The sequence below is a fragment of the Streptomyces bikiniensis genome (assembly GCF_000716625.1).
Taxonomy (GTDB): Bacteria; Actinomycetota; Actinomycetes; order Streptomycetales; family Streptomycetaceae; genus Streptomyces; species Streptomyces bikiniensis.
The window spans coordinates 85,705-106,449 of sequence record NZ_JNXJ01000016.1 but is presented as its reverse complement, the minus strand read 5'-3'; the positions used below and the strand labels follow the sequence as shown (position 1 = coordinate 106,449).

At 72.9% G+C, this 20,745-nt stretch carries 15 protein-coding genes; 13 read left to right on the top strand and 2 right to left on the bottom strand.

The genetic code is table 11. The features are described from left to right. Positions 1-6 precede the first annotated feature (6 nt). The 7 genes from OO47_RS15740 to galE all read left to right on the top strand — a co-directional run bounded on the left by OO47_RS15740 (position 7) and on the right by galE (position 10,215). Complete coding sequence (locus OO47_RS15740) at positions 7-798, top strand: TIGR03936 family radical SAM-associated protein (protein ID WP_030211184.1); 792 nt, start codon at positions 7-9, stop codon at positions 796-798. A 233-nt stretch (positions 799-1,031) separates the two neighbouring features. Beyond that, positions 1,032-5,009: an Rne/Rng family ribonuclease gene (locus OO47_RS15735; protein WP_030211182.1), complete on the top strand. Its 3,978-nt coding sequence runs from the start codon at positions 1,032-1,034 to the stop codon at positions 5,007-5,009. Between the two features lie 259 nt (positions 5,010-5,268). Next, positions 5,269-5,589, top strand: a complete 321-nt coding sequence (rplU, locus tag OO47_RS15730; protein WP_030211179.1) for a 50S ribosomal protein L21 — start codon at positions 5,269-5,271, stop codon at positions 5,587-5,589. Positions 5,590-5,603: 14 nt separating this feature from the next. Next, positions 5,604-5,858 (top strand): 50S ribosomal protein L27, encoded by a 255-nt coding sequence (gene rpmA / locus OO47_RS15725; protein ID WP_010041940.1) that lies wholly within the window; start codon positions 5,604-5,606, stop codon positions 5,856-5,858. A gap of 107 nt (positions 5,859-5,965) precedes the next feature. Continuing rightward, a complete protein-coding gene (obgE, locus tag OO47_RS15720) occupies positions 5,966-7,405 on the top strand; it encodes a GTPase ObgE (protein WP_030211174.1) in 1,440 nt (479 codons plus the stop codon). Between the two features lie 167 nt (positions 7,406-7,572). After that, on the top strand, positions 7,573-9,210 hold the full coding sequence (locus tag OO47_RS15715; RefSeq protein WP_030211173.1) for a glycosyltransferase family 2 protein: 1,638 nt from the start codon (positions 7,573-7,575) through the stop codon (positions 9,208-9,210). Positions 9,211-9,225: 15 nt separating this feature from the next. Further along, positions 9,226-10,215, top strand: coding sequence for a UDP-glucose 4-epimerase GalE (gene galE / locus OO47_RS15710; RefSeq protein ID WP_030211163.1), 990 nt, complete (start codon positions 9,226-9,228; stop codon positions 10,213-10,215). 94 nt (positions 10,216-10,309) lie between these two features. On the opposite strand, the gene OO47_RS15705 is transcribed toward galE, so the two are convergent. Both OO47_RS15705 and OO47_RS15700 read right to left on the bottom strand, forming a co-directional pair. Next, positions 10,310-11,416, bottom strand: a complete 1,107-nt coding sequence (locus tag OO47_RS15705; protein ID WP_078489675.1) for a glycosyltransferase — start codon at positions 11,414-11,416, stop codon at positions 10,310-10,312. A 62-nt stretch (positions 11,417-11,478) separates the two neighbouring features. Beyond that, positions 11,479-14,349: a bifunctional glycosyltransferase/CDP-glycerol:glycerophosphate glycerophosphotransferase gene (locus OO47_RS15700; protein ID WP_030211159.1), complete on the bottom strand. Its 2,871-nt coding sequence runs from the start codon at positions 14,347-14,349 to the stop codon at positions 11,479-11,481. A 613-nt stretch (positions 14,350-14,962) separates the two neighbouring features. Between OO47_RS15700 and OO47_RS15695 the strand changes: the two genes are divergently transcribed. The 6 genes from OO47_RS15695 to OO47_RS15670 all read left to right on the top strand — a co-directional run bounded on the left by OO47_RS15695 (position 14,963) and on the right by OO47_RS15670 (position 20,722). After that, the gene (locus OO47_RS15695) at positions 14,963-15,970 is read left to right on the top strand and encodes a glycosyltransferase family 2 protein (protein WP_030211157.1); all 1,008 of its coding nucleotides are present in this window, start codon (positions 14,963-14,965) and stop codon (positions 15,968-15,970) included. A gap of 239 nt (positions 15,971-16,209) precedes the next feature. Further along, positions 16,210-16,632 (top strand): GtrA family protein, encoded by a 423-nt coding sequence (locus OO47_RS15690; RefSeq protein WP_324606514.1) that lies wholly within the window; start codon positions 16,210-16,212, stop codon positions 16,630-16,632. A gap of 108 nt (positions 16,633-16,740) precedes the next feature. Beyond that, the gene (gene proB, locus OO47_RS15685; RefSeq protein WP_030211153.1) at positions 16,741-17,844 is read left to right on the top strand and encodes a glutamate 5-kinase; all 1,104 of its coding nucleotides are present in this window, start codon (positions 16,741-16,743) and stop codon (positions 17,842-17,844) included. A 260-nt stretch (positions 17,845-18,104) separates the two neighbouring features. Continuing rightward, positions 18,105-18,626 (top strand): hypothetical protein, encoded by a 522-nt coding sequence (locus OO47_RS15680; RefSeq protein WP_030211150.1) that lies wholly within the window; start codon positions 18,105-18,107, stop codon positions 18,624-18,626. 139 nt (positions 18,627-18,765) lie between these two features. Next, on the top strand, positions 18,766-20,049 hold the full coding sequence (locus OO47_RS15675) for a glutamate-5-semialdehyde dehydrogenase (protein WP_030211148.1): 1,284 nt from the start codon (positions 18,766-18,768) through the stop codon (positions 20,047-20,049). Positions 20,050-20,161: 112 nt separating this feature from the next. Next, positions 20,162-20,722: an SCO2584 family spore wall biosynthesis protein gene (locus OO47_RS15670; protein ID WP_030211146.1), complete on the top strand. Its 561-nt coding sequence runs from the start codon at positions 20,162-20,164 to the stop codon at positions 20,720-20,722. The last annotated feature ends 23 nt before the right edge of the window (positions 20,723-20,745 follow it).

Below are 20,745 nucleotides of genomic sequence, written 5' to 3'. Positions count from 1 at the left end.
CCGGCGGTGCAGCGCATCCGACTGCGCTACACCAAGCGCGGCCGCCTCCGGTTCACCAGCCACCGCGACTTCCAGCGCGCCTTCGAGCGCGCCCTGCGCCGCGCCGAGGTGCCCATGGCGTACTCGGCCGGCTTCACCCCCCACCCCAAGGTGTCGTACGCCAACGCCGCCCCGACCGGCACGGGCTCCGAGGCCGAGTACCTGGAGATCGCCCTCACCGAGGCGCGCGACCCGGAGGTCCTGCGGGCCCTGCTCGACGAGTCCCTCCCGGCCGGCCTCGACATCACCGACGCGGTCGAGGCCCGCACCCCGGGCCTCGCCGACCGGCTCACCGCCTCCGTCTGGGAGCTGCGCCTCGAAGGCGTCGCCCCCGAGGCGGCGGAGAAGGCCGTGGAGGCGTTTCTCGCGGCCGGGACCGTGGAAGTACAGCGCAAGACGAAGAACGGCGTCCGCACCTTCGACACCCGTTCCGCGGTCACCGAGCTGACGGCCGTCCGTCCCCAGGGCGAACCCCGGGACGATGGGCCGCTGGACAGCGCCTGTGCGATACTGCGGCTGGTTGTTCGGCACGTGACACCTGCCGTACGACCCGACGACGTCCTGTCCGGTCTCCGAGCTGTGGCCGACCTGGCGCCGCCGGTCCCCGCCGCGGTGACCAGGCTGGCGCAGGGGCTCTTCGACGAGGAGTCCGGCACGGTGACCGACCCGCTCGCGCCCGACCGCGAGGCAGTCACGGCCGCTTCACCCACGGCCGCCGCGACCGCCCCGGCGACGGCGCCGGGTACGGACACCGCGTAGGGAGCGGTCGTCGCAGCGCAGCCCTGGTACTCGGGAGCCACCTGGGTCGGGCCGCGCACTGACCAGAAGACTTTCGCCAGGCCGTCCGCACAGGGCGTACGGAACCGGCGAGCCAGACATACAGCTCCCGTGCGGCGCCCGCGCCCCGGACGGCGGCACCTCGCCACAGGCGTGACCGTGCCGCCGGACCGGAACCAGGCGCGGCGCCCGGGAGCGTGACGGGAGAACCCCGCATGCCCGAGTCCAACGAAGACACCAATGCCCCCGGTGACAAGCTGCCGCCGCGCCGCAGGCGCCGCGCCGCCTCCCGCCCCGCCGGTCCGCCGGTGACGGGCGAGACCGCCGGCACCACCGGGGCCACCGGCACCACCGAGGTCCCGGCCGCCGACGCGCCGGAGCCCGCAGCGGCTCCCGAGCCGGTCGAGACCGAGGCCGCACCCGCGCCGCGCACCCGTCGCCGCGCCACCCGCAAGGCCACGGCCGGTGCGCCCGCCGCCGAGGAGACCGCCGCGCCCGCCGCCGAGCCGGTCGCCGAGGCCGCGCCCGAGACCGCCGAAGAGGCCCCCGAGGCCGCTCCGGCGCGCCCGGCCCGCCGCCGCGCCACCCGCAAGGCCACCGCTCCGGTGACCTCCCCGGCCCCGGCCGACGAGGCCCCGGCGCCGGAAGCCGCTGCCGCGCCGGTCGCCGAGGCCGCACCTGAGGTCGCTCCGGTCGAGACCGAGACCGACGCCGCTCCGCCGGCCCGTACCCGTCGCCGTGCCACCCGCAAGGCCACGGCTCCCGCCGGTGCGCCCGCCGCCGCAGAGGAGACCGCCGCTCCGGCCGCCGAGGCCGAGGCCGTGCCCGAGGCCGCTCCGGTCGAGACCGAGACCGACGCCGCTCCGGCCGAGACCGACGCCGCTCCGCCGGCCCGTACGCGCCGCCGTGCCACCCGCAAGGCCACCGCTCCGGCCGGTGCGCCCGAGCCGGCCGCCGAGCCGCAGGCCACCCGGGCCCCGGCCGCCGAGGCGCCCGCCGCCGGCGAGTCGCTGCCCGAGGCCGCCGTCGCGCAGATCGCCGCCGACGAGGCCGAGGTCGCCGCCGCCGAGACCGCCGCCACGCGCGGCCGCGGCCGCCGCCGCGTCTCCTCGCCGCAGTTCACCTCCGAGCCGGCCCCGGCCCGCGAGCCGCGCCGCGCCGCGCGCCCGGCCGTCGCCGTCTTCCAGGCCCCGGTCTTCGCCGAGCCGATGTTCCAGACCCCGGAGACGGCCGCCGCGGCCGCCGCCGCCGCGCCCGTGGAGCCGGAGCCCGAGGAGAGCGACGAGACGGAGGAGACCGTCGAGACGGTCGAGGCCGTGGAGACGCCCGAGCCCGCCGAGCGGGCCGAGTCCGGCTCCCGTCGCCGTCGCCGCCGCCGCGGCGAGCCCGTCGCCGTCGAGCCCGTCCCGGCCACCGTCGCCGACGAGCCCGAGGTCGAGGCCGCCGCCGACGCGCTCGAAGAGGCCGAGGAGGCCGAGGAGGCGGACGAGTACGAGGACCGCCCCTCCCGCCGCCGTCGCCGCGGTGGCCGCCGCCGCCGTCGCGGGGAGCTCGCCGAGGTCGAGGAGACCGAGGAGGGCGAGGAGCCGCACGCCGAGGACGGGTCCGAGGAGACCGAGGACGGCGAGGAGGAGACCGAGGAGGCCGAGGGCCTCACCGGCGGCTCCAGCAGCTCCCGTCGCCGTCGCCGTCGCCGCCGTCGCAGCGGGGACGCCGCCGAGGCCGAGGCGGGCGACGAGGACGGCGTCCGTACGGTCGTCAAGGTCCGCGAGCCCCGCCCGGCCCGCGAGAAGGCCGAGCCCGGCACCGGCGCCGACGAGGTCCAGTCCATCAAGGGCTCGACCCGCCTGGAGGCCAAGAAGCAGCGCCGCCGCGAAGGCCGCGAACAGGGCCGCCGCCGCGTCCCGATCATCACCGAGGCCGAGTTCCTCGCCCGCCGCGAGGCCGTCGAGCGCGTCATGGTCGTCCGCCAGAACGGCGAGCGCACCCAGATCGGCGTCCTGGAAGACAACGTGCTGGTCGAGCACTACGTCAACAAGGAGCAGGCCACCTCGTACGTCGGCAACGTCTACCTGGGCAAGGTCCAGAACGTCCTGCCGTCCATGGAGGCCGCCTTCGTCGACATCGGCAAGGGCCGCAACGCCGTCCTGTACGCCGGCGAGGTCAACTTCGAGGCGCTCGGCATGGGCAACGGCCCGCGCCGCATCGAGACCGCCCTCAAGTCCGGCCAGTCGGTCCTCGTCCAGGTCACCAAGGACCCGATCGGCCACAAGGGCGCCCGCCTCACCAGCCAGGTCTCCCTGCCCGGCCGCTACCTGGTGTACGTGCCCGAGGGCTCGATGACCGGCATCAGCCGCAAGCTCCCCGACACCGAGCGCGCGCGCCTGAAGACGATCCTCAAGAAGATCGTCCCCGAGGACGCGGGCGTCATCGTGCGCACCGCCGCCGAGGGCGCGAGCGAGGACGAGCTGCGCCGCGACGTCGAGCGCCTGCAGGCGCAGTGGGAGGACATCCGGAAGAAGGCGAAGAACGGCAACGCCCCGACGCTGCTCTACGGCGAGCCGGACATGACCGTCCGGGTCGTCCGCGACATCTTCAACGAGGACTTCTCCAAGGTCATCGTCAGCGGCGACGACGCGTGGGAGACCATCCACGGGTACGTGAGCCACGTCGCCCCGGACCTGACCGACCGCCTGTCCAAGTGGACGAGCGAGGTCGATGTCTTCGCGACGTACCGGATCGACGAGCAGCTGATGAAGGCGCTCGACCGCAAGGTCTGGCTGCCGTCCGGCGGCTCCCTCGTGATCGACAAGACCGAGGCGATGATCGTCGTCGACGTCAACACCGGCAAGTTCACCGGCCAGGGCGGCAACCTGGAGGAGACCGTCACCAGGAACAACCTGGAGGCGGCCGAGGAGATCGTGCGCCAGCTGCGGCTGCGCGACCTGGGCGGCATCGTCGTCATCGACTTCATCGACATGGTCCTGGAGTCCAACCGCGACCTGGTGCTGCGCCGCCTCCTGGAGTGCCTGGGCCGGGACCGGACCAAGCACCAGGTGGCCGAGGTCACCTCGCTGGGCCTGGTCCAGATGACCCGCAAGCGGGTCGGCCAGGGCCTCCTGGAGTCCTTCTCCGAGACCTGCGTCCACTGCAACGGGCGCGGCGTCATCGTCCACATGGAGCAGCCGACCACCTCCGGTGGCGGGGGCGGCGGCAAGCGCGCGAAGAAGCGCGGCCGTGGTGGCGAGGGCCACGCCCACGAGCACGAGCACGCCGAGGCCGTGGAGACCGGCGCCGACACCGAGGCGCAGGAGACCGAGACCGAGACCGAGGCCGAGGTCGCGGCGGAGCTGGCCGCCCCGGTGGCCGTGCCGGTGCCGATCGCCCCGGACGAGGAGCTGTACGGCTCCGTCGCCGAGGCGGAGGCGGCCGCCACGCGCGGCCGTGGCCGCCGTCGCGCGACCCGCAGGGTGACCGCCCCGGTCGCCTCGACGCCGGTCGCTCCGACGCCGGTCGCCCCGGCTCCCGTCGTGGAGACCGTGACCGAGGCCGAGACCGTCGTGGCGGAGCCGGTGGCCGAGCCGGCCGCCGGGCCCGAGGCCGTCGAGCCCACGCCCGTGGTGGAGACCGGGACCGCGGCGGAGACCGGGGCCCCGGCCCCGCGCGGCCGTCGCCGTGCCACCCGCCGGGCGACCTCCCCGGTCGTCTCGACCACGGAGCCGGCCGAGCCGGTCACCGTCGTGGAGACCGCGACCGAGCCCGCGGCCGAGACCGTCGCGGAGCCGGAGCCGGAGCCCGTGGTGGAGCCCGAGGCCGTCGTGGCCGAGGAGACCGCCCCGGAGCAGCCCGCCGGGCCCGCTCCCGAGGAGGCCCCCGTGGCCGCCCCGCCGCGCGCCCGCCGCCGGGTGGTCCGCAAGGCCACCGCCCCCGCCGGTTCGCCCGCGGGTGCCGAGGAAGCCGTCGTCGTGGTCGCCGCGGCCCCGGCCGCCGAGGAGCCCGGGGCCGCGGACGCCGAGGCCGCCCCCGCCAAGAAGACGGCGGCGCGCAAGACCACGGCGAAGAAGGCCACGGCCAAGAAGACCGCCGCCAAGAAGACGGCGGCGACCAAGAAGACCGCGGCGAAGAAGACGACCGCCAAGAAGACCACGCCCAAGAAGGCGGCCGAGAAGACCGCCTCTCCGGCCCAGGACTGACCGGCAGGCACGGGCCGCCCCCCTCCGTACGCACAGTGCGGGGGAGGGCGGCCCGTGCCGTCTGGGGCGAATTTGACCCCCCGCGTCGGCCGCCCGTAACCTAGACCGTCGGCGCGTCTGTCGGCGCGCCGCGCCTCTGAGCACCTTCCTCCCGCTCGTCGGGAGAGGCCGCTCGTCCGATTCCGGACCGTCGCGGACCTTCGGGTCCGTGCGGGCGGCTGGCGTCAGAGGTTTCATCCCGAGTGAGAGAGAGATCCGCGTGTACGCCATCGTGCGCAGCGGTGGTCGCCAGCACAAGGTTGCTGTCGGCGACATCGTTGAGGTTGACAAGATTTCCACTGCCAAGGTTGGCGACACGGTCGAGCTCTCGACCCTGCTCGTTGTCGACGGCGACGCCGTGACCAGCGACCCGTGGGTCCTGGCCGGCATCAAGGTCGAGGCCGAGGTCGTGGATCACCACAAGGGCGCCAAGATCGACATCCTGCGCTACAAGAACAAGACCGGCTACCGCCGTCGCCAGGGTCACCGTCAGCAGTACACGGCGATCAAGGTCACCGCGATCCCGACGGCCGCGAAGTAAAGAGGGACTGAGCAATGGCACACAAGAAGGGCGCATCGTCCACCCGGAACGGTCGCGACTCCAACGCCCAGCGGCTCGGCGTGAAGCGCTTCGGCGGTCAGGTCGTCAACGCGGGTGAGATCCTGGTCCGCCAGCGTGGCACCCACTTCCACCCCGGCGCGGGCGTCGGCCGTGGCGGCGACGACACGCTGTTCGCCCTGCAGGCCGGTTCGGTGCAGTTCGGCACCCACCGCGGCCGCAAGGTCGTGAACATCGTTCCGGTCGCCTGATCGGATCTTTCGCGGAGGCGGACCTCACTTCCCGGCACGGGAAGCGGGTCCGCCTTTCGCGTGTTACCAGATAGACATTCCATACGTAACACCCTGGAGGCACCACCATGACCACCTTCGTGGACCGCGTCGAGCTGCACGTCGCCGCGGGTAACGGAGGCCACGGCTGCGCCTCCGTCCACCGGGAGAAGTTCAAGCCGCTCGGCGGGCCCGACGGCGGCAACGGCGGCCGCGGCGGCGACGTGATCCTGGTCGTCGACCAGTCCGTCACCACCCTCCTGGAGTACCACCACTCCCCGCACCGCAAGGCCACCAACGGCAAGCCCGGCGAGGGCGGCAACCGCTCCGGCAAGGACGGCCAGGACCTCGTCCTGAACGTGCCCGACGGCACCGTCGTCCTCGACAAGGCGGGCAACGTCCTCGCGGACCTGGTCGGCCACGGCACCACGTACATCGCCGCCCAGGGCGGCCGCGGCGGCCTCGGCAATGCCGCGCTGTCCTCCGCGCGCCGCAAGGCCCCCGGCTTCGCGCTGCTCGGCGAGCCCGGCGACCTCCAGGACATCGTCCTGGAGCTCAAGACCGTCGCCGACGTGGCCCTCGTCGGCTACCCGAGCGCCGGCAAGTCCTCCCTGATCTCCGTCCTGTCGGCCGCCAAGCCGAAGATCGCGGACTACCCCTTCACCACCCTCGTCCCGAACCTGGGCGTCGTCACGGCCGGCTCGACCGTCTACACCATCGCCGACGTCCCGGGCCTGATCCCGGGCGCCAGCCAGGGCCGCGGCCTGGGCCTGGAGTTCCTCCGCCACGTGGAGCGCTGCTCGGTCCTCGTCCACGTCCTGGACACGGCGACCCTGGAGTCCGACCGCGACCCGGTCTCCGACCTCGACGTCATCGAGGAGGAGCTGAAGCAGTACGGCGGCCTGGACGACCGGCCCCGGATCGTCGTCCTCAACAAGATCGACATCCCGGACGGCCAGGACCTCGCGGACATGATCCGCCCGGACCTGGAGGAGCGCGGCTACCAGGTGTTCGAGGTCTCCGCCGTGGCCCGCACCGGTCTGAAGGAGCTCTCCTTCGCCCTCGCCGGCATCGTCGCCGAGGCGCGCGCCGCCAAGCCGAAGGAGGAGGCGACCCGCATCGTCATCCGCCCGAAGGCCGTGGACGACGCGGGCTTCACGGTCGCGTACGACGAGGCCGAGGAGGTCTACCGGGTGCGCGGCGAGAAGCCGGAGCGCTGGGTCCGCCAGACCGACTTCAACAACGACGAGGCCGTGGGCTACCTGGCCGACCGCCTCAACCGCCTCGGCGTCGAGGACGCGCTGATGAAGGCGGGCGCCCGCGCGGGCGACGGCGTCGCGATCGGCTCCGAGGAGAACGCGGTCGTCTTCGACTGGGAGCCCACCATGATGGCCGGCGCCGAGATGCTCGGCCGCCGCGGCGAGGACCACCGTCTGGAGGCCCCGCGCCCGGCGGCGCAGCGGCGCCGGGACCGGGACGCGGAGCGCGACGAGGCGCAGCGCGAGTTCGACGAGTTCAACCCGTTCTAGCAGTCCCGTTCCAGCGGTTCCGGGCCCCCTCCGGCGGGCCCTGTCCCCGGTCTCGTTCCCAGCCGGCCCCGGTCCCGTTCCGGCAGGTCCCGGCCCGTCGGAGCGGGGCCGGGAAGCCCCTCGACCGGCCGGGGGAGGGGTCCGGGGGCTCCCGTAGGATCCTGCCCGTGAGTACCGTTCCCCCGCCCGAGACCGCGGGCCTGCTCAGCGTCGTCGTCATCGCCTACAACGACGAGGAGCTGGTCGGCGAGGCCGTCAGGTCCGCGCTCGACCAGGGTCCCGTGGTGGCCGAGGTCGTGGCGGTCGACGACCGCTCCGGCGACGGCACGGCGGGGGTGCTCGACGAACTGGCCGCCCTGCACCCCCGGGTGCGGGTGGTGCGCCGCACGGAGAACAGCGGCGGCTGCGGCACCCCGCGCAACGACGGCATCGCGGCCGCCACCGCCCCGTACGTCATGTTCCTCGACAGCGACGACGTCCTGCCGCCCGGCGCCGCCGAGGCCCTGGTCGCCGCCGCGGAGCGGCACCGCGCCCCCGTCGCCGTCGGCGTCTGCGTGCGCCGCGAGCTCCCCGAGGGCAGGGACGTGCGCTGGCAGCCCGCCCTCTACCGGGAACCGGCCGTCCTGGAGACCCCCGAGGAGCTGCGCCCCCTCGTCCACGACACCCTCTGCGTCAACAAGGTCTACGACCGCGCCTTCCTCGACGCGCACGGCATCCGCTTCCCCGACGGCCGGTTCGTCTACGAGGACTTCCTCTTCACCGCCCGGGTGTACGCCGCCGCCCCCCGCGTCGCCGTGGTCCCCGACACCGTCTACGTCTGGCACGTGCGCCGGACCGCCGCCCAGCTGTCGATCTCCCTCGACCGGAAGGACGTCTCCAACTGGCGTTCCCGGATCGCCGCCCACCGCGCGGCCGTCGAGACCTTCGCTGGGGCGGGGCGGACGGACCTCGCCGCCGCCTGCCGCACCAAGTTCCTCGAACACGACCTGCGGATGTACGCCCGGGACCTGCGGCGGCGCGACGCCGGCCACCGCGCCGAGTGGTGGGAGGCCACCCGCGAGCACCTGGCCGGCTTTCGGGAGCCGGAGATCGCCGCCGCCGTCGCCCCCGCCCGCTGGGCCGCCCGCTTCCTGCTGGCCGCGAAGGAGCCGCGCGACCTGCTCCGACTGTCACGGTTGTGTGCCAAACCGGGCCGGCTGCTCCCGCCGTACGCCGGCACCCCCGCCGACGCCGTCTGGGCCGAGGACCTGCCGGAGGCCCGCCTCGACGGTGTGGACCGGCTGCCGCTCGGCGAACTGCCGCTCGTCGTCGACGCCGTCCTGCGCCCCGGCGACCTGACCCTCACGGCACGGGACCTGTACGGGCGGCTCGCGGAGGCCGTCCCCCGTACCGCCGAGGTCGCGTTCCTGCCGCGCGGCGGGGCCGAGCCCGTCCACACCGAACGGGTCGAGCTGCGGGCCGGGACCGACGGGGACGGAACGGAGCCCCACTGGACGGGCCGCGCCCCGGTCCGGCTCAACCGGCTGGTCGGCGCCGGACGGCGGATCGGCCGCCGGGGCGTCCAGCTGTGGGACTTCTCCGTGACGGTGACCTGCGCGAACGGCGAGACGTACACGACCGCGCTCCGGCCGGTGGCCGGAACCCAGCGGCGGTCGGTGCTTCCGAGCAGCCGGTACGGTGTACTCCTGGTGCAGCAGTACACGACGGCGAACGGTTCGCTGGCGGTACGGATGGTGTCCGGTGCCCGGGACGGCTTCCGGGTGGTCAGGGCCCGGTTCCGCCGGTTCGTCCGCAGTTCTCAGTGAAAGGTTTGGGGCGCTATGACTTATCTGATCACCGGTGGTGCCGGATACATCGGCTCGCACGTGGTCCGCGCCATGACGCGGGCGGGCGAGCGGGTCGTCGTCCTCGACGACCTGTCCACGGGCTACGAGACCCGGGTGCCGGAGGGCGTGCCGCTGGTGGTCGGTTCGACGCTCGACCGCGAGGTCCTGGACCGTACGATCGCCGAGCACGGCGTGACCGGCGTCGTCCACCTCGCCGCCAAGAAGCAGGTCGGCGAGTCCGTCGAACTGCCGCTGCACTACTACCGCGAGAACGTCATCGGCCTCACGGTCCTCCTGGAGGCCGTCGCCGCCGCCGGCGTGCGCAACTTCCTCTTCTCCTCCTCCGCCTCCGTCTACGGCATGCCGGACGTCGACCTCGTCACCGAGGAGACCCCCTGCCTGCCGCTGAGTCCGTACGGCGAGACGAAGCTGGCGGGCGAGTGGCTGGTCCGTGCGACGGGCGCCGCCCACGGCATCTCCACGGCCTGCCTGCGCTACTTCAACGTGGCCGGCGCGGCGACCCCCGAGCTGGCGGACACCGGGGTCTTCAACCTGGTCCCGATGGTCTTCGAGCGCCTGGACGCGGGGGAGGCCCCGCGGATCTTCGGCGACGACTACGACACCCCCGACGGCACCTGCGTCCGCGACTACATCCACGTCGAGGACCTGGCCGACGCGCACCTCGTCGCCGCCCGCAAGCTCGCGGAGTGGGCCGAGGCGGGCGAGCCGCGCGACCTGACGGTCAACATCGGCCGCGGCGAGGGCGTCTCCGTCACCGAGATGGTGGCGCTGATCAACGAGATCACCGGCCACACGACCGAGCCCCTGGTCACCCCGCGCCGCCCCGGCGACCCGGCCCGCGTGGTGGCCTCCGCCGACCGCATCGCCGCCGAGCTGGGCTGGAAGGCCCGCCACGACGTGCGCGACATGATCGAGTCGGCCTGGGCCGGCTGGGTCGCGAACCGCGCCGCCGCCGCCGTCTGACGCCGTACGGAACGCACGCGAAAGGGCCGGGGAGTCGCCCTCCCCGGCCCTTTCCCGTACGAAGCCCCGTACGACGGTCTCGCGTCGCGGTCCGTCAGCGCTCCAGGAAGGCGAACAGCGCCTCCCAGCGGTCGGTGATCTCGTCGGGCGAGTACCGCTTCACGTTCTCGAAGGCCGCGTCGCCCATCCGGTCGCGCAGCTCCTTGTCGGAGATCAGCGTGCTGATGTGCCCGCCGAGCTCCGCCGCGTTGCCGAGCCGGGCGAGCAGCCCGTCCTCGCCGTCCCGGATGATCTCCCGGACGCCCGGCGCGCAGTCGAACGCGACGCACGGCACGCCCGCCGCCATCGCCTCCAGGAGGGTGATCGGGAAGCCCTCGGCGCGGGACGCCTGCGCGAACACCGAGGCCCCGGAGAGCGCCCCGAGCACGTCGTTGGTGCGGCCCATCCACTCCACGGACCCGTCGAGGCCCAGCTCGGTGGTCTGCCGCCGCAGCGCCTGTTCCTCGTCGCCGGCGCCGTAGATCCGCAGCTTCCAGTCGGGGTGGCGGGGGGCGGTCTCGGCCCAGGCGTCGAGCAGCATGTCGACGCCCTTCTCGTGCGAGAGGCGGCCGACGGAGACCACGACCTTCTCCTCGCGCGGCACCGGCGCCGACGGCATGAACGGCAGGGCGTTCGGCATGTGCCCGACGTTGTCCATGCCGGCGCGGATCAACTGGTCCGCGTCGCCCGGGGTGAGGGCGAGGAGCCGGTCGACGTCCCGGTAGTGCCGCTTCACCCGGGCGAGCCGGGAGGAGGCGGCACTGGCCGCGTACGACTCGTGGCTCATGCCGATCACCAGGAGGCCCTTGGTGTCGGCGAGCGCCACCCACTCCATCGCCCACACCTGGGTCACGATCACGACCGCGCCGGGCCGGGCGGCGGCGAAGAGCGCCGTCATCCGGTCCGCGCGCTCCCGCATCCCGGCGGCCCGGGCGGCGCGGCGCCGCCGCTCCGCCGCGTTCAGCCGGCCCTTGAGGCCGCGCAGCGGCTTCACCTGCGGGGGGTGGGCGTCGTACAGCGTGGTGGTGTCGTACGGCAGCGGCTCGGGGAACTCGTGCCGCCGCCCGGCCGGGGCGGGGGTGATGCCGATGACGTGCAGCCGGTGGCCGCGGGCGGTGAACTCGCGGGCCATCTGGTGCGTCCAGGTGGTCACGCCGCCCATCTCGTCCACGCTGTTGGAGACGATGAAGACGTCGCGGCCGCCGGACGCGGCGGTCTGGTTGGTCACTTCCCGCTCCCGGTGAAGAACTTGGCGACGATCCGGCGGGCCGCGTCGCCCCGGTCGTACTCGCTGAACTCTGCGTTGAACCGCTGGCGGGCCGCCGCGTACTTGGTGTCGGCCTCGTCCTTGAAGTTGGCGATCACTCCGAAGAGTTCCTCCGCCGTGGCCACGACCGGGCCCGGCGCGCGCTCCTTCAGGTCGAAGTAGGTGCCTCGGTTCTCCTTGGCGTACTCGTCGTAGTCGTAGGTGAAGAAGACCATCGGGCGGTCGAGCAGCCCGTAGTCGAACATCACGGACGAGTAGTCGGTGATCAGCCCGTCCGCGAGGGCGAGGAGCGGGGTGATGTCGTGGTGGGAGGAGACGTCGACGACCCGTCCCCGCACCGACGGCGGCAGCGTCACGCTGTTCAGGTAGTGCGTCCTGATCAGCAGCGTGTGGGTCTCGCCGAAGCGCTCGGCGAACTCCTCGACGTCGAACGGGGCCTTGAAGGCGCGGACCTTGCCGCCCGGGGCGGCCCGGAAGGTCGGCGCGTACAGGAGCACCTTCTTCTCCGGGGCGATGCCCAGCTTCGCGGCGAGCTCGCCGCGCTCCCGGACGCCGGTCTCGGCCTCCTTGCGGCGGGTCTCGGCCAGTTCGTCGTTGCGCGGGTAGCCGACGGGCAGCAGCACCTCGTCGCGGAGCCGGAAGCCCTTCGCGAGGGTCCGCCGGTCGTGCTCGCCGCGGATCAGGAAGTGGTCGAAGCGGTCCAGGGACTTCTGGAAGGCGGCCTGGGCGGCGAGCCCGCGCGCCTTGGTGTTGGGCTCGTCGAAGCCCATCCGCTTGAGGGCGGTGCCGTGCCAGGTCTGGATGTACGTGGTCCCCGGGCGCTTGGCGAGGCGCAGCGGGAAGCCCTGGTTGTCGATCCAGAACTCGGCCTGGGCGAGCGCCCGCAGGTACTGCCAGCTCCAGCGCTTCACGAGGGTGGCGTCCTGGGGGAAGCCGGTCGGCTTCGCGCCCTCGTAGGACCACACGGCCTCGAAGCGGACGCCCTGGCGGCGCATCTCCTCGTAGATCGCCCTGGGGCTGTCGCTGTACTGCTTGCCGAGGTGGCTCTCGAAGACCACGAGGCCCTTGCGGATCGGCAGCTTGCTGTAGAACTCGTGGTAGACGCGCAGCTTGGTCTCGCCCGAGTTCAGGTCCTTCTTGGCCTTCAGGAGGCGGCGCAGGCTCGTCTTCGCCAGCTGGGCGGTGCGCCCGTGCATGGCGCCCTCGATCATCGAGGAGGTGTGCACGGCCGCCTTGCCCTCGGCGGAGAGCACGTAGGAGAGGTTGCCCTTCTTCGTGATCTCGGGGACGAAGCGGTCGGAGACCAGCGTCGTCAGCCGCGGACGGACCTTCAGGGAGCGCGCGTTGTCCAGGGGGGTGCCGCCGACGGAGACCCGGGTGCGCAGCTCCTGGCCGTCGACCGTGAGGATCAGGCGGACGTCCCAGACGGCGTCGATGATGCCGAGCGGGCGCACGGTGCGGGCGACGTCCGCCGTGCCCTCCCACTCGATCCACTCGCCGGCGTGCCGGACCGAGGTCACCGGGATGCGGGCGGCCTTGCCGCCGACGCTGCGGCGGGCCGAGAACTCCAGGACCGCGCCGAGCTTCGCGTCCGGGGCGATCCGGCCCAGCGGGTTGACGACCCGGCCGGCCAGCCTGACGACGCCGTCGGTGCTCTCGTACGAGGTGAGCCGGTTGCCGAGGGCGAGCGTCGTGAGCGGGCGGGTGTGGAAGCCGCGCGCGGTGACGTCGAGGACCTGGCGGCCCTGCTCGGTGTCCAGGTGCCGGTCGCACCAGTAGACCTGCCCGTCGACCTCGGCGAGCGGGGAGGTGAGGCGGCCCGCGTTGGTGAGCGCCTCGGTGGCCGGGAGCAGGTTGTCCCAGTCCTCCTTGCTCAGCAGGTAGGCGCAGATGGCGTGCAGCGGCTGCACCTCCTCGTACGCCCTCGGGTCGATCTCGGCGAGGTAGCCGTTGGCCAGCTCGGCGAACTCGCGCCGGTAGTCCTCGTCGAGCAGCGACAGGTCGCGGAAGTGGAGGACCAGGTCGTGCTTGAGGAACTTGATGTCCTTGCGGTACTTGAGCTCGTCGTAGCCCTTGCTCTCCAGCAGGGCGTCCACCCGGCGGTGTATCTCCATGCGGTGCACGAAGTTGGCGATCTCGTGGCGCCGGTTGCTGATCGACTTGGCGGCGGCGCTCTCCTGCACGTTCCAGTGGTAGACCGTGTTGGGGATGAGCGTGATCCGGCGCGCGGCGACGTAGGCCTGGGCCGAGAAGAGCAGGTCCTCGTAGTGGATGCCGACCGGGAACTCCAGGCCGGCCTCCAGGAGGAACTCCCGGCGGTAGCACTTGTTCGTCGACAGGGTGTCGAAGGTCAGCAGGTCCGGCAGCTCGGTGATCGACTCGATCGTCCGGGTCGTGGAGTAGATCCACGGGTACCAGGGGGTGGTCTTCTTGTGGCGGCTGTCCAGGTGCACGCGGACGCAGAGGCCGGAGACGATGTCGGAGCCGGTGCTCTCGGCGGCGTCGAGCATGTTGCGGCAGGCGTTGCGTTCGAGGACGTCGTCGCTGTCGAGGAACATGACGTAGTCGCCGGCGCACCGCTGGATGCCGTAGTTGCGGGGAGCGCCGCAGCCGCCGCTGTTCTGCGGCAGCTGGAAGGCCCTCACCCGGTCGGGGTGCGCGGCGGCGAGCGCCTGGGCGACCTCGAAGGTGCTGTCCTTGCTGCAGTCGTCGACGATCACCACTTCGACGCCGTGCAGGGTCTGATCCAGCACCGACCGGACGGCCGTCGGGAGACGCTCTGCGTCGTTGTAGGCGATGACGACCACGGAGACGTCAGGCACTTGCACCTCGATCCATTTGTCTTTCCTCCAGACACACCCAAGCTACCTGGTGTTCCCCGTCCGGCTCTTCGTGCCTTTCGGCGGCGCGGGGCCCGCCGCGTTCCGATCGTGGCGGAAGGAACGGGCCCGCGTGACCATCATCCCCGCGTGTCGGGAGTCGCCCGTACGGGCGTTTCCTCACCGGCACCGTTCACATGGGGCCGCGTACGGGGGGAGAAGCCACCGCGAACCCTCTCACGCCGGGCCGGGCGGAGTGACGGGAAACACACCGCCCCGGGGTTCCGCGGGGCGGGACCGGGGAATGGCGGCGGCTCCGGTCGCTCCGGTCGCTCCGGCCGTTTCGACTGTTCCGGCCGTTCCGAGGGGGGAGATCCTGTCTCGCCGATGGTGACTTCTGTCGACCTCGGGATGTCTCATACGGGACGAATGAGTGAAATGCCGCGTATTTCCAAGGTCTTTCCCGATGCCTTATTGTATGGACGACATGCCGACCGGGACGGCCACGCAGGGCGCGCCGGACGGTCATCACCACCTTGTACCGCGCGGTGCCGCTTGAAGAAGAGCCCGGTGGTGGCCCCTCAGAGCGTGCTCTCGTCCATCCTTCTGGAGTGACCGTTCCATGACCAAGCTTTCCGTCGTCGTCCCCTGCTTCAACGAGGAGGACGTGATCGAGCTCTTCGACGCGCGGATGCGTCAGGTGCTCGACACCCTCGCGGTCGACTACGAGATCTGTTACGTGGACGACGGCAGCTCCGACGGAACGCTGGGCAAGCTGCGGGAGATCGCCTCCCGGCACCCGAACGGCACCCAGTATGCCTCCTTCAGCCGCAACTTCGGCAAGGAGGCCGGCATGCTCGCGGGCCTGACCAAGGCCGTCGGCGACGCCGTGGTGATCATGGACGCCGACCTCCAGCACCCGCCGGAGCTGCTCGGCCGCATGCTGGAGCTCTACCACCAGGGCCACGACCAGGTGATAGCGCGACGCACCCGCGAGGGCGACAAGAAGATCCGCAGCGCCCTCAGCCGCACCTACTACCGGGCCGTCAACCGCTGGGTCGACGTGGAGCTCACCGACGGCGTCGGCGACTTCCGGCTGCTCTCCCGGCCCGCCGTGGACGCGCTGCTCTCGCTCCCCGAGTACAACCGCTTCTCCAAGGGCCTCTTCTCCTGGATCGGCTTCGACACCGTCACCTTCGACTACCAGAACGCCGCGCGCGAGGGCGGCGAGACGAAGTGGAAGTTCAGCTCCCTGCTCAACTACGGCATGGACGGGCTGATCTCCTTCAACAACCGTCCGCTGCGGATGGCCCTCTGGCTCGGCATGATGCTGACCGGCCTCGCCGCCGTGTACGCGGTCTGGGTCGCGGTCAACGCCATCACCCAGGGCGTCGACGCGCCCGGCTACGTCACCCTGGTCGCGATCATCGTGGGCCTCGGCGGTGTGCAGATGATGATGCTGGGGCTGATCGGCGAGTACATCGGCCGCATCTACTACGAGACCAAGCGCCGGCCGCACTTCCTCGTCAAGGAGACCCACCGCTCCCTCGACAGCGCGACCGCCGGCCGCACCATCGCCGACCGCGCCGCCGACCACCTGCGCGTCGCGACCACCGAGCGGGAGCGCTGATGGGGACGGGCCGGGAGGAGCGACCCGGCCCGGTCGGAGAGACCGGTCACGCGGTCGGTGAGGGTGCCGGACCTGTGGGCTCCGGAACCGGTTCCGGTCCCGGTCCCGGTCCCGGTCCGGGTCCCGCCGAGGGTGCAGGACCTGCCGTTTCCGGTTCAGGTTCCGCCGGGGGCGCCGGTTCCGCCGGACGGGCCTCCGCCCGGCGGGCGCGGCTCGCGGAGATCATCCGCTTCGGTCTGGTGGGCGGGATCAACACCGGCACGTTCTTCGGGTTCTACCTGCTCCTGCACCCGTGGATGCCGTACCTCGCCGCGAACTCCCTCGCCTTCGTGCTCAGCATGATCGGCTCCTTCTTCCTCAACACCTACTTCACCTACCGCACCCGCCCCACCTGGAAGAAGTTCGCCCTCTTCCCCCTCGCCAACCTCACCAACTTCGTGGTGCAGAGCACCGGCCTGTTCGTGCTCGTCACCTTGGCCGGAATGAACGAAAGGATCGCGCCACTCGTGGCGGCAGTCGTCGCGATCCCCTTCACCTACCTGATCTCCCAGCGGATCCTGGTGCCCCGCGGCAACGACGCGGCCCCCGGCGCGTCCGCCGCGTCCGGCCCGTCCGGTCCGGGGAGCGAAACGGACGAGCGGCAGCCCTCCCGGCTCGCGTAGATTGCCCTGGCGGCCGGAGCGCGCAGCGCCCGGCGCCACGGACGGCGAGTGAGGACGACGCAGGTGACGACGCAGGTGACGGGTCAGACGGACAGCGCGAGGCAGTACGTGACGGAGGCCCGCAGGATCGTCGTCAAGGTCGGCTCCTCCTCCCTCACCACCGCCTCCGGAGGCCTCGACGCCGACCGGGTCGACGCCCTCGTGGACGTGCTCGCCAAGGTCCGCAGCGGCGGCGAGAAGGAGATCGTCCTCGTCTCCTCCGGCGCCATCGCCGCGGGCCTCGCCCCGCTCGGCCTCACCCGACGCCCCAAGGACCTCGCCCGCCAGCAGGCCGCCGCCAGCGTCGGCCAGGGCCTGCTCGTGGCCCGCTACACCGCCTCCTTCGCCCGTTACGGCGTCCGCGTCGGCCAGGTCCTCCTCACCACCGACGACACCAGCCGGCGCGCCCACTACCGCAACGCGTACCGGACCCTCGACCAGCTCCTCACCATGGGCGCGCTGCCCGTCGTCAACGAGAACGACACCGTCGCCACGGACGAGATCCGCTTCGGGGACAACGACCGGCTCGCCGCCCTCGTCGCCCACCTCGTCCGCGCCGACCTGCTCGTGCTGCTCTCCGACGTCGACGGGCTCTACGACGGCGACCCGTCCAAGCCCGGCACGTCGAGGATCACCGAGGTCACGGGCCCCGAGGACATCGCCCACGTCGAGATCGGCTCGGCCGGCAAGGCGGGCGTCGGCACCGGCGGCATGGTCACCAAGGTCGAGGCGGCCCGGATCGCCGCCGCCGCCGGCATCCCCGTCGTCCTCACCTCCGCGAGCCGCGCCGCCGACGCCCTCGCGGGCCGGGACACCGGCACGTACTTCCACCGCACCGGCCGCCGTTCCGCCGACCGGCTCCTCTGGCTCGCCCACGCCTCCACCCCGCAGGGCTCCCTCTCTCTCGACGACGGGGCCGTCCGCGCGGTCGTCGAGGGCAAGAAGTCCCTGCTCGCGGCCGGTGTCGCGGCCGTCGAGGGCGACTTCGTGGCCGGTGACCCGGTCGAGCTGCGCGACGCCGCCGGCCGGGCCGTCGCCCGCGGCCTCGTCAACTTCGACGCCAAGGAGCTCCCCCGGATGCTCGGGCGCTCCACCCACGAGCTCGCCAGGGAGCTGGGGCCGGAGTACGAGCGCGAGGTCGTCCACCGCGACGACCTCGTCGTCATCGCCTGACCGCGCGCCCCGGCCGGACGCACCCCCAGTCGGACGCGCCCCCGGCCGGACGCGCCCTCGGCCGGGCGTCTCGCCGGCCGCGTGCCGCGCACCGTACGCCATCCGTCGAACGCCTCCGCCGAAACGGCTGAAACTGCGGCCATCCGGAAGGGACGTTCACCAAAACCGCCCCAAGTGCCGCCTCGGACTGGTCAACTTTGTCTCGGGGGTTAAGAGCAAGGCGGGGTACAGCACCACACGCATCACACAGGAGGTCGCCGGTGAGACGAGCGCGCCCAGGGGCGCCGCCCCGTGGGACTGCCGAACGCGTCCTGACCAGCGTCGAGGCCGGAGCCGACTTCGACGCGTCACGGGACGGGTCCACGGACAGGAAGACCGAGACCACCACCGACACGCATGAGGCACGCGAGACACGTGAGGCACGCGCCGAGGAACGGCCCGTGTCCAAGCTCTGGCACATCACCCTCAGCGTCTCGGGCGTGGAGTCGCCGCTGAAGGAGGTGCGCCGGGGGCTCGAACAGCTGGCCCACGACCATCCCTTCCTGCTGACCAGCCGCTACGCCAACGATCACGCCGAGATCCGGTACTGGGAGGAGGCCCGCGACCTGCACGACGCCGCGGCCGTCGCCCTGCGCCTGTGGGGCGAGCACCGGCAGACCGCCAAGCTGCCGCCCTGGGAGATCGTGGGCCTGGAGGTCATCGACCGCGAGACCTACCACCAGCGGATCGCGGAGGGCTACGGCCCGCCGCCCGCCGCCCCGGTCGGCGTCCACCCCTACTGAGGGGCGGGACCCCCGACCAGGGCGTCCGGGCCGTGTCCGGGGGCACGCCCCGGGCCGTGCCCGGGAGCCCGTCCAGGGATACGTCTCGGAGTGCGGGATACGTGAGGGATGTCCGCAGGGGTGCCAGTACCCTGCGGACATGACCTCGCTCACGCCCCTCGACGACCTCTCCCCGGTCACCCGGGCCGCCCACCGGGCCCGCGCCGCCGCCGCCGAAATCGCGCCACTCCCGCGCGCGGTCAAGGACGAGGCACTCCTCGCCGTCGCGGACGCCCTCGAAGCGCGCACCGCCGAGATCGTCGAGGCCAACGCCGTGGACATCGCCAAGGCCCGCGAGGCCGGGACCAGCGAGGCCATCGTCGACCGGCTCACCCTCACCCCCGAGCGCGTCCGGGCCATCGCCGCCGACGTCCGCGACGTGGCCGCGCTGCCCGACCCCGTCGGCGAGGTCGTCCGCGGCTCGACCCTCCCCAACGGCATCGACCTGCGCCAGGTCCGCGTCCCCCTCGGCGTCGTCGGCATCATCTACGAGGCCCGCCCGAACGTCACCGTCGACGCCGCCGCCCTCTGCCTCAAGTCCGGCAACGCCGTCCTCCTCCGCGGCTCCTCCTCCGCGTACGCCTCCAACAACGCCCTGGTGGCCGTCCTGCGCGACGCCGTCGGGGGCGCCGGGCTGCCCGCCGACGCGGTCCAGCTCGTCCCCGGCGAGTCCCGCGACTCGGTCCGCGAGCTGATGCGCGCCCGCGGCCTCGTCGACGTCCTCATCCCGCGCGGCGGCGCCTCCCTCATCAAGACCGTCGTCGAGGAGTCCACCGTCCCGGTCATCGAGACCGGCACCGGCAACTGCCACGTCTACGTCGACGCCGAGACCGACCTCGACACGGCCGTGGACGTCCTGATCAACTCCAAGGCCCACCGGGTCAGCGTCTGCAACGCCGCCGAGACCCTCCTCGTCCACCGGGACGTCGCCGAGGCCTTCCTGCCCCGGGCCCTCGACGCCCTCGCGGAGGCCGGCGTCACCGTCCACGCCGACGAGCGGACCCTCGCCCTCGCCGAGGGCTCCAAGGCCACCGTCGTCCCGGCCACGGAGGAGGACTGGGAGACCGAGTACCTCTCGTACGACATCGCCGCCGCCGTGGTCGACTCCCTCGACAAGGCCGTGGAGCACATCCGGACGTGGTCCTCCGGCCACACCGAGGCGATCGTCACCACCTCGCAGGCCGCGGCCCGCCGCTTCACCCAGCTGGTCGACTCCACCACGGTCGCCGTGAACGCCTCCACCCGGTTCACGGACGGCGGCCAGTTCGGCTTCGGCGCCGAGATCGGCATCTCCACCCAGAAGCTGCACGCCAGGGGTCCCATGGGCCTTCCCGAGCTGACCTCCACCAAGTACATCGTCACCGGCGACGGTCACGTGCGGTAACACCTCCTTCGGTATCCACTTCCGTTTTTCGCCACGTACGGGCTTTCGGGACGGGCAGGGAGGGTTCGCACTCTCCCTGCCCAAAACCCCCTTCCGGGGCTACCCTGAACCCGTGCCGGACGACGTGGGGGACAGGCCGTTCCAGAACGGCGGAGACCCCGAGGACTCTGTCGACCGCGGAGGCGCTGACGAGGTCCACGCCGCCGTGGTCTTCGACGAGGAGTTCGTCCGGGCCGCCCCCGTCCACGAGCCGACCGCGGTCGAGCGGCTCCTCGCCGCCGCCCAGGCCCGTGCCGAGGCCGAGTCGGCCCGCGCCCGCGCGGGCGGCGGGCCGGCCGACGACGACCTCTACGAGGACGGCCACGACCCGCTGGGCCTCACCTACGAGCCCGACGACATCGGTGACGACGACAGCCCCTACGGGCCCCACGGCGGCGCCCTGCGCCCCTACCGGGGCAGCGCCCGCTGGCACCGGCCCGTCGCCTGGGTCCTCGCCCTCGTCATGGGGGTCGGCATGGTCGCCCTCGCCTTCAGCGCCGTCTACCGGGGCGCCGCCGCCAACCGCCAGGACCAGGTCCCGCCGCCCGCCACCACCGGGGTCGACGCACCGACCCCGAACCCGGCCCCGCCCGCGGCCCACGCCCCCGCCGTACGCTCCGCGTCCCCCGGATAGCCCTCACCCGGCCCTCCGGATCC